Source organism: Bartonella japonica, from assembly GCF_040545385.1.
Lineage (GTDB): Bacteria > Pseudomonadota > Alphaproteobacteria > Rhizobiales > Rhizobiaceae > Bartonella > Bartonella japonica.
This window is the reverse complement of sequence record NZ_JBEPLT010000028.1, coordinates 1-7,353: the sequence shown is the minus strand read 5'-3', so window position 1 is coordinate 7,353 and position 7,353 is coordinate 1. Positions and strand designations below refer to the sequence as shown.

Sequence of the window (7,353 nt, the reverse complement as noted above, 5' to 3'; positions counted from 1 at the left end):
CTGGCATGGCTTAAAAGCCAAGGCAAAGGCTATCAGACAAGAATTAATGCCATTTTACGTGACGCTATGCTTCGTTCAATGCGATAAACTCATTTTCTCCTCGTCTTTGAAGACGAGAAGAAAGAGACTAAGCTTTAAACTAAGCAGCTTTTGATTTTCTTCTCACTTTTTTCGTATTTTTGTATTTACTCAATTCAAAATCAAGCGCTTTTTTTAACTCGCGATCCATTTCATCACAAGACAACGGATAGCCCCATTCCCCATCATTCGTAATCTCACTAAACAACTGAACTTCCTTTGTACGCTCTTTAATTTCTTTGTTCACCTCATCTATGAGAGGCTCGATATTCAGAACATTCCGTGGTACATTTCCTCCATAAATCCATGCTTTTACCTGCGCTTTGGTACTATAATCCGCATTCTCAGGCATGTCATGGTATTGACCACCATCAAATGTTTCATACTCTCTCGTACCATCAGGATATTCGTAAAGATTATAAAAATACTCTGCTACTCCTAACCCCCATGGCGCATGACCAACAGCTGTTGCTACAAACTTTTTTTTCACGGGCTTTTTACGATTTTTTAAGACCAGTTGTTTTAAAATTTCCATGTTTTAATTCCTATTTTTACCAATAGGTCAATTTACCTCAAATTTGATCGTACAGAGTGTTTTGCAATTGCAATGTGGAATTTTATCAAAATAAATCTAAATCGCTCTGTACGGTATCTTTTTGTCGATTTAAACGCATGTCTAATCACAAAACGATCACCACTTTTCACTATTTTGCTATCTTTTAGAAATCACTTTTAAATTCACCTGTCATGAATTCATGAAGAGTTTTGGCTCGTGAAAGAAGATCTTTCTCAAGCTCTTCGCAATATTCAGAAAAGTCTGATGCTCTTGGCATGAACTTTTTAGACATGCCTTCTACTTTACCGCACACAATACGTTTTAAAGCTTCTTTCAAAACAAATAAGGAAACACCTTTCAGTTCAGTTTGGTAAGCCATAACACAAGCATCAGAATCCATGTCTTTTCGCATTTGAAAACCACTTGCAGAAAACAAACGAAAGGTATTAGCAATATCATCATTTGAAGCTTTTACAGCAATAAGCCTATGAAGCCATAAACAAGCCTCAAGTGCATTATCTTCGTTTAACCGCATCAGTTTTTCCCAATGAATTGTTCATAAAAAAACTGATGATTTTTTCTTCATTTGGTTTTTGTTTTAAATTTTCCATTTGATATTCCTTTCAAGCTTGCCATCTAAAGCCTTTTCAACCTCTTGTTTGGAAACAAGCGTTAATGGTTTAAAATGCTTTCTTTCTGTTTTTGCTTTCAGTGTTTTCTCGCGTGTATTCAAAATCGCCTTGCGTACAAGATTGGCTTTTGAAAGGAGAGTTTTCTCTATTGTTTGACAGTAAGTTAAAAGCTCTCCACAAGTCGGCATAAATGTTTTTGACATTCCACTTTCTTGACCCATTATAATATTTTCGACACCCTTTTTCAGAGCATATGCCGAAATCCGTCCCAGTATCATGCTATAGGATAGAACAACAGCTTTGGGATCTGTGTTTGCAGGAACTCTCATGCTTGAAAGTAAGAAGGAAGCGTGTTCAATCTGCTTAACTGAAGCTTGCACAGAGAGCAAGGCTTGTAGATGATTGCAAGCATCCAAGGTTTTTGTTTCCTCCTGTTGCGTCAATGTAGTCCCAGCTTTCAGCATCAATGGATATTCCGGACTGATCATTTTGATAATCTTCTCCAGATGAGAGATGATCTCTGAGTTCTTTGAAGCCATCTGCGAGCTGTTCTGTGAAAGTTTTCTGAGTGAATTTTCCATGATATCCTCTAAGTGTTTGTTCTTGTTTCTTGGCTAATAGTCCCCATTTCGGATTCGTAACCCAATTGTACCAAGTCATTTGCCAATTTCGTTTGTTTGCATTTTTACCTGGGTTTGCTATCCAGTAATTTGTGAACCTTTCGAACTCTAACAGTGCCTCATCATGCGTTAAGCCTTTATCGATTGCGTATTGCAAATTGGGTTTGAAATCCGCAGGCAAGCGAAAACCATCTTTGGTCCTAGTTCGCTTGGTTTTCTTTGGAACGCTTTTTTGCTCGTGAAAGGAAGGTTTATTGTCTGATGAGGTTGTAATTTGCTCTGATGTGGTTTCAACAGCAGCAACCTCTGTTGGCTCGTCAACCAAATCAGTGATTTCTAAATCTTCAAGTTCAATTTCTTTTTTTGCTAATACGATAGTATTAGTTTTTTTATTATATATCTATATTCTTATTCTTTATAGCTTGATTTTGCTTAGCGTTTGCTTCAGCAAAAAAAACGTTTTGCTTATCATTTGCTTCAGCAAAATTATTAACATGTTGTTTTATATTGTTTTTTGCTTGCACACCTTTTTTACCAGCCTCACTACGAACTTGCGATATGTGCTCTTTTTTATCAGAAAAATCTTTTAGCTCTTCTTCAACGCGCGTATTCCACAATCCATTATCTGTCTCAATAAGTTTATCATTCTTCATGAGATATTCGACAATAGTTGCAAACTTTTTTTGTGAACAATTGCAAACGCGTGCAAGCGTTCCAAAATCTTCTCTAACTGGTGCTTTTTTATCATACATACGAACAAGCAGCGTTATATAGACACCTCGTTGTTCCAATGTCATTCCATTTGTACCACTTATCCAGTCATACAAATGGAATCTTATCCATGGCATTGCATTAGACATGCGCGCCCCCTTCTTTTATTAAATATAAAATTGCTAAAGCATCTGCTTCATTGTCGTCTTTAGGCGTATGTCCTTTGGAACATATTGCCTTAATCATTTTTACTTTTGATGCGTTGCCTTTTCCTGTCGTCGCCTTCTTAATCGTACAAACTGGTATGCCTTCATACGGTATCTGATGATGCTCACACCACGCAGTTAATGTTGCTAGTAAACCACCATAAATATGCGCCGCATCCGTACCAACATGACGCCTCACCTCTTCAAAATACACCGCATCAATACCACCTGCTGTATGCTTTATTTCTGTCAGCCATTGCTTAAAGCGCAAATAACGCATTCCGCCGCCTTCAAAACGGCGTGATTGAAAGTTAATGGTACTACTAATGATACTATTATCTGCACCGCAGATCGCCCACCCAGTCTTGGTGCCTAGATCAAGACAAAGAATGGTTTGTGCATTAATGATCATTATCCCCCCTTAAGGCTTTACGTATTTATATGTTTGCTATGACAGAGCGTGTTGTGATTGCCTGTCTTGAAAAAATGTTTATGAAAAAGTATCCTCCCAACGGTTCTAAAAAAGTGGGGAGGGGAAAGATGCAAGAATGGATAGTTGATAAGGTTGTATTCTTATTGCATCGGATAAATGATAGCGCTGTATTTTTGCTGCACTGGATAAGTGATAATCTTACGATTGCTCCTATCATTGCTACGATAGTTACTGGAATGGTGACACTTTTTGTGCAACAACGAAGCTTAAAAAAACAACTTAAAATCTTCCAACGACAAACTATAGCATCAGAAATCCAGACAGCTATTCTATTAGAAGATAAAAAAGCACGGGATTTGGGACCATATTTAAAATTGAAGGCAATATTCCTCCCACAAGAATATAAAGGTACTCCCCATGTTAAGGTAAAGCTGTGCATTAAAAATCTTACGACACAAGATATGATGATAAAGAATATACGCATATCGAAAAACAGTCCCTTTAAGTTTGTTAAAAACGCTTGTCCTTTTACTCAATAGAAATTTGAGTCTTCGGAGGGGCACTTCGTTATTAAAAGGACAACGCCCAAACTCATTGCGTTATGTCCCGAAAATATAAAATCAAATGCTTCATCAGAGTATGCTTTAAATTTTTTTATTATATCCGCTAAACGCTGTACTTTTTTAGATTTCATGATTACCTGCCGTAAGCCTAATTCTCGCAACATTGCAAATTTTACACTTGAACACACTTCCATTGTTAATCCAGAGGAAACATTCACCGTTCATTTTTGGGCTTCATATCCACGTTTAAAAGAGACTTATTATGAAGTTAATCCCAAAGATCCGCTTTTAATTAACGACCCTCATTTTTGGGATTAATGACACCAGAATTAAAAAACTTCTCCTGCAAAAACAAAATCCGTCAATCTGGGTTCTTCTTTTTTGTTGATTAAATAATTGATTTTATTATTTAATTCATCAATAACTCTCATCTGTAAATCCAATTTTAATCTTTGTTTATGCAGCGTTTTATTTTTTTGCTTAATTAAAGTGGATAGGTTTTCAAGTACTACTTGCTGTTGTTCAATTGACTTATCTCGCTCTGCAAGAGTGGCTTCATGCCATCTCATCCAACTATCAAATTTTGACTTATGCCATTCTTCTCGTTTTTTAAGAATTGTTGTGTGAGTTTCGTGTCGTTTCACAAGATCTTCTACGCTACAGTCACGATATGGTACTTTTCTCCATTCTTCCACCAATCTGCCTCCATTCTTCATTTTCGTATTGCAACCTATTAATCTACAAAACTGGGTGTAAATCTTCTTCAATATTCCGTTTCTCATGATCTTTCTTCATATTGAGGCTGTGAATTGTGCTGTGGGTACTTATTATTATCTGTGGAATTATTCATATAAATTGACCGTGTATCATCCGATGTTGTAAATTTTTCCGTTGAAGAAATCACACCTTTTCCTTGTTCTGTTATTGGAAGATAAACACCATGAGATTTATTCTCATACATATGAAGAAACCAATCTAGCGTAACCCAAGGTAGACCTTTGGATTCAGATAATTGGATAATTATGTTCCAATATTTTGGAGAGATACTATTGCGATCGCGCATTTTACGTGCAGCCTCATAGCTACAACCAATTTCCTTTGCAAATTGGCGTATAGATCCCCAAGACTCAATCAAATTTTTGACATAAAAATTATTAACCATAATCCAAATAGTACATTACGTACAATTTTAAATCAAGATAAAATAGTACACAATGAATGAAAAAAATAGTGGATAATGTACGAATGAGTTATTTGCCAAAAGATAGACTTAAAATAGCGCGTAAAAATGCTGGGTATGCAACACCAAGCGAGGCTGCGCGTGCTATACCAGCTCTTAATCAAAATACTCTAATTAGTCATGAAAATGGAAATCGTCCTGTTTCTCGACAAAAAGCCAAACTCTATGGACAAGTATTTAACGTCGATCCGGGATGGATTTTATTTGGTGAATCTCCTCAAGAGAATCCTGGTGTTAATATAAGTATTCCTCTTATTTCATGGATTAGTGCTGGAGAATTAAGCGAGCAAGATGGGATAATGGATTTTTCAGATTATCCTATGACAGAAGCTATTAACCTTCCTGCCGGTGAATGGATTGCGTTGCGTGTGGATGGCGCATCCATGAATAAAATTAGTCCTCCAGATTCCATAATATTTGTAAATATGCGAGACAAAAAGCTTGTACCTAATGCCTGCTATGTAATTGCAGATGAAACTGGGAAAGCAACATATAAACGATACAGACCAAATGATAATCCTCCTTTTCAGCCTGCTTCGTACGATAAAACAATAAAAGCTCCAAAACTTGAAGGTTCTATCTCTATAATAGGTCGTGTACGACGTACTATTCTTGATATGTAAACAGAATACGCTTCTCTGTTCACTTACTAGTTAGATACAATCGACAGATTACGGCGAATTTGATTGATTTTTATCAGTAAACTGCAGGCTTTTGATTCCCTAAATTAGGTAGTGATTCGTCACTTTTTTATTTTTTTGAAAAAACAGTACATTTTGTACTTGACTATGCTTCGTTCATAATGTACTAATATATTCATAAACCACAAACGAACAATCGCCAAGGGGCGTTAGGGAGGGGCAATTATGAAAAAACCAATCTTTATAAATTCTGATGAAATTCTCTTAGTAATGAGTATGGACGAGGGAGACAATCTCGCTCAATCTGGACCTTTCCACGAAGAAAGTGACATTATCAATTTTATTAATGAAGCTGATAATGCTGTTAAGATCTTCCGTATTGAACCAACAACAAACCGTTGTGAAGATATCTCTGAAGAGATTGCTGAATGTTACATTCAAAAATATGAGCAACGGTGTTTTGAGGAAACAAAACTTCACGACTTTATTCTACACAGCGATGCGTATGATTTTTTCTTAGAGGATATAAAACGGCGTGAATATGAAGATGCCGAGTATGGTTCTTACGAAAAACAACACCGGTTGCGTCCTTGTGATGTGCTTTAAAAACTCTTAAGGGCGCCTTTCTAATAGCGCCCCCTCTTTCCTCATATAAAATCATTAAATGGAATAAACTTATGAATAATCCTATCGCTATCGCAAATAACACGGTTAATGGAGAAACCGTTCAAACTGTAAATGCTCGTGAATTACACGACTTTTTGGAGGTAGGTAAAGACTTTTCCAATTGGATTACTGATCGTATCAAAAAATATAATTTGGTAGAAAATCAAGACTTTGTTTGCTCGCCAAATTTGGCGAGCAAAGGTAGGGGTGGTCACAATCGTAAAGATTATCACCTCACTCTAAACATAGCCAAAGAACTTTCTATGTTAGAAAATAATCAAAAAGGTAGAGAAGCTCGTTTATACTTTATCGAATGCGAGCGACGTGCAAAGCAAGCAACAACACCGCAAATTGATTACTCAAGTCCACAAGCAATGATTGGCTTTTTGAATTACCTACAAGGACAAATAAATCAAAAAGATATCATCATTGAAGATTTAAAACCAAAAGCAGCTGCTCTTGAAAACTTGCAACGCCATGATGGGCTCTTCGGTCTGACTGAAGCGGCTAAAATTCTCAACATACAGCCAAAACAGTTCATTCAATTCTTACAGAAAAAAGGATGGATTTATCGACGCACTTTGGGAACTTATTTATTGCCTTATCAAGATAAAATCAAAAGAGGTCTTATGGATTGTCCTACCATTACGATTAAATCTTCAGGTGGAACTGAAAAAGTCATTCCTTGTGCAAAAATCACAGCGAAAGGCATTGGTATGTTGTCTCAAGCATTACAAAAACAAAGCATGCATTAAGGATAGCAATCATGGAAAAGAAATACGAACTGACTGATGAAATTCTATAGCCTAAAGAGACCGGCTTTCTAACAACACACCATAACTCTTTTTAACAAATGCGTGATTCACGCCACAGGCAAATTGCGCGTAAATCAAGGAAACAAACATGACAAATTCTCCTTTAACAACAATGGCAAGCAAATATGGATTTTCTCATGATCAATTTCGTAAAACAATTATCAAAACATGTATCAATCATAACTTCTCTGA

At 36.4% G+C, this 7,353-nt stretch carries 14 protein-coding genes and 1 pseudogene; 7 read left to right on the top strand and 8 right to left on the bottom strand.

Going from position 1 to position 7,353, the window contains the following annotated elements; all coding sequences use genetic code 11:
• Positions 1-87 carry a BrnA antitoxin family protein gene (locus ABID39_RS07430; protein ID WP_435521314.1) on the top strand — a complete coding sequence of 29 codons (87 nt, stop codon included), beginning with the start codon at positions 1-3 and terminating at the stop codon, positions 85-87.
• A 52-nt stretch (positions 88-139) separates the two neighbouring features.
• On the opposite strand, the gene ABID39_RS07425 is transcribed toward ABID39_RS07430, so the two are convergent.
• The 6 genes from ABID39_RS07425 to ABID39_RS07400 all read right to left on the bottom strand — a co-directional run bounded on the left by ABID39_RS07425 (position 140) and on the right by ABID39_RS07400 (position 3,215).
• Positions 140-613 (bottom strand): hypothetical protein, encoded by a 474-nt coding sequence (locus ABID39_RS07425; protein ID WP_354187478.1) that lies wholly within the window; start codon positions 611-613, stop codon positions 140-142.
• A gap of 184 nt (positions 614-797) precedes the next feature.
• Positions 798-1,169, bottom strand: a complete 372-nt coding sequence (locus tag ABID39_RS07420; RefSeq protein WP_354187476.1) for a hypothetical protein — start codon at positions 1,167-1,169, stop codon at positions 798-800.
• Between the two features lie 63 nt (positions 1,170-1,232).
• Positions 1,233-1,646: a hypothetical protein gene (locus ABID39_RS07415; protein ID WP_354187474.1), complete on the bottom strand. Its 414-nt coding sequence runs from the start codon at positions 1,644-1,646 to the stop codon at positions 1,233-1,235.
• Positions 1,630-2,211 carry a hypothetical protein gene (locus ABID39_RS07410; protein ID WP_354187472.1) on the bottom strand — a complete coding sequence of 194 codons (582 nt, stop codon included), beginning with the start codon at positions 2,209-2,211 and terminating at the stop codon, positions 1,630-1,632. Before ABID39_RS07410 ends, ABID39_RS07415 begins: the two co-directional genes overlap by 17 nt.
• A 67-nt stretch (positions 2,212-2,278) precedes the next feature.
• Entirely contained in the window at positions 2,279-2,746 is a 468-nt protein-coding gene (locus ABID39_RS07405) for a YdaU family protein (RefSeq protein WP_354187470.1), read from the bottom strand.
• Complete coding sequence (locus ABID39_RS07400; protein WP_354187468.1) at positions 2,739-3,215, bottom strand: crossover junction endodeoxyribonuclease RuvC; 477 nt, start codon at positions 3,213-3,215, stop codon at positions 2,739-2,741. Before ABID39_RS07400 ends, ABID39_RS07405 begins: the two co-directional genes overlap by 8 nt.
• A gap of 29 nt (positions 3,216-3,244) precedes the next feature.
• Here ABID39_RS07400 and ABID39_RS07395 point away from each other — a divergent pair, with 29 nt between their 5' ends.
• Complete coding sequence (locus ABID39_RS07395; RefSeq protein WP_354187466.1) at positions 3,245-3,775, top strand: hypothetical protein; 531 nt, start codon at positions 3,245-3,247, stop codon at positions 3,773-3,775.
• A 153-nt stretch (positions 3,776-3,928) separates the two neighbouring features.
• Complete coding sequence (locus ABID39_RS07390; RefSeq protein ID WP_354187464.1) at positions 3,929-4,117, top strand: hypothetical protein; 189 nt, start codon at positions 3,929-3,931, stop codon at positions 4,115-4,117.
• Between the two features lie 11 nt (positions 4,118-4,128).
• Here the strand turns inward: ABID39_RS07390 and ABID39_RS07385 are convergent, their stop codons facing one another.
• Positions 4,129-4,581 (bottom strand): hypothetical protein, encoded by a 453-nt coding sequence (locus tag ABID39_RS07385; protein ID WP_435521313.1) that lies wholly within the window; start codon positions 4,579-4,581, stop codon positions 4,129-4,131.
• On the bottom strand, positions 4,578-4,961 hold the full coding sequence (locus tag ABID39_RS07380; RefSeq protein ID WP_354187462.1) for a hypothetical protein: 384 nt from the start codon (positions 4,959-4,961) through the stop codon (positions 4,578-4,580). Before ABID39_RS07380 ends, ABID39_RS07385 begins: the two co-directional genes overlap by 4 nt.
• Before the next feature lie 83 nt (positions 4,962-5,044).
• Between ABID39_RS07380 and ABID39_RS07375 the strand changes: the two genes are divergently transcribed.
• From ABID39_RS07375 to ABID39_RS07360, 4 genes and pseudogenes are all read left to right on the top strand, one after another.
• Entirely contained in the window at positions 5,045-5,662 is a 618-nt protein-coding gene (locus tag ABID39_RS07375) for a S24 family peptidase (protein ID WP_354187480.1), read from the top strand.
• Positions 5,663-5,905: 243 nt separating this feature from the next.
• On the top strand, positions 5,906-6,286 hold the full coding sequence (locus ABID39_RS07370; protein ID WP_354187460.1) for a hypothetical protein: 381 nt from the start codon (positions 5,906-5,908) through the stop codon (positions 6,284-6,286).
• A 71-nt stretch (positions 6,287-6,357) separates the two neighbouring features.
• Positions 6,358-7,101, top strand: coding sequence for an antA/AntB antirepressor family protein (locus ABID39_RS07365; protein ID WP_354187458.1), 744 nt, complete (start codon positions 6,358-6,360; stop codon positions 7,099-7,101).
• A gap of 148 nt (positions 7,102-7,249) precedes the next feature.
• Positions 7,250-7,353: pseudogene (locus ABID39_RS07360) on the top strand (recombinase); the annotation flags it as partial.

Bases quoted from the DNA above. Each gene is read 5' to 3' on its own strand.
- ABID39_RS07425 (WP_354187478.1), bottom strand. From the start codon at position 613: ATGGAAATTTTAAAACAACTGGTCTTAAAAAATCGTAAAAAGCCCGTG.
- ABID39_RS07420 (WP_354187476.1), bottom strand. From the start codon at position 1,169: ATGCGGTTAAACGAAGATAATGCACTTGAGGCTTGTTTATGGCTTCAT.
- ABID39_RS07405 (WP_354187470.1), bottom strand. From the start codon at position 2,746: ATGTCTAATGCAATGCCATGGATAAGATTCCATTTGTATGACTGGATA.
- ABID39_RS07400 (WP_354187468.1), bottom strand. From the start codon at position 3,215: ATGATCATTAATGCACAAACCATTCTTTGTCTTGATCTAGGCACCAAG.
- ABID39_RS07395 (WP_354187466.1), top strand. From the start codon at position 3,245: ATGTTTGCTATGACAGAGCGTGTTGTGATTGCCTGTCTTGAAAAAATG.
- ABID39_RS07390 (WP_354187464.1), top strand. From the start codon at position 3,929: ATGATTACCTGCCGTAAGCCTAATTCTCGCAACATTGCAAATTTTACA.
- ABID39_RS07385 (WP_435521313.1), bottom strand. From the start codon at position 4,581: ATGAGAAACGGAATATTGAAGAAGATTTACACCCAGTTTTGTAGATTA.
- ABID39_RS07380 (WP_354187462.1), bottom strand. From the start codon at position 4,961: ATGGTTAATAATTTTTATGTCAAAAATTTGATTGAGTCTTGGGGATCT.
- ABID39_RS07375 (WP_354187480.1), top strand. From the start codon at position 5,045: ATGAGTTATTTGCCAAAAGATAGACTTAAAATAGCGCGTAAAAATGCT.
- ABID39_RS07370 (WP_354187460.1), top strand. From the start codon at position 5,906: ATGAAAAAACCAATCTTTATAAATTCTGATGAAATTCTCTTAGTAATG.
- ABID39_RS07365 (WP_354187458.1), top strand. From the start codon at position 6,358: ATGAATAATCCTATCGCTATCGCAAATAACACGGTTAATGGAGAAACC.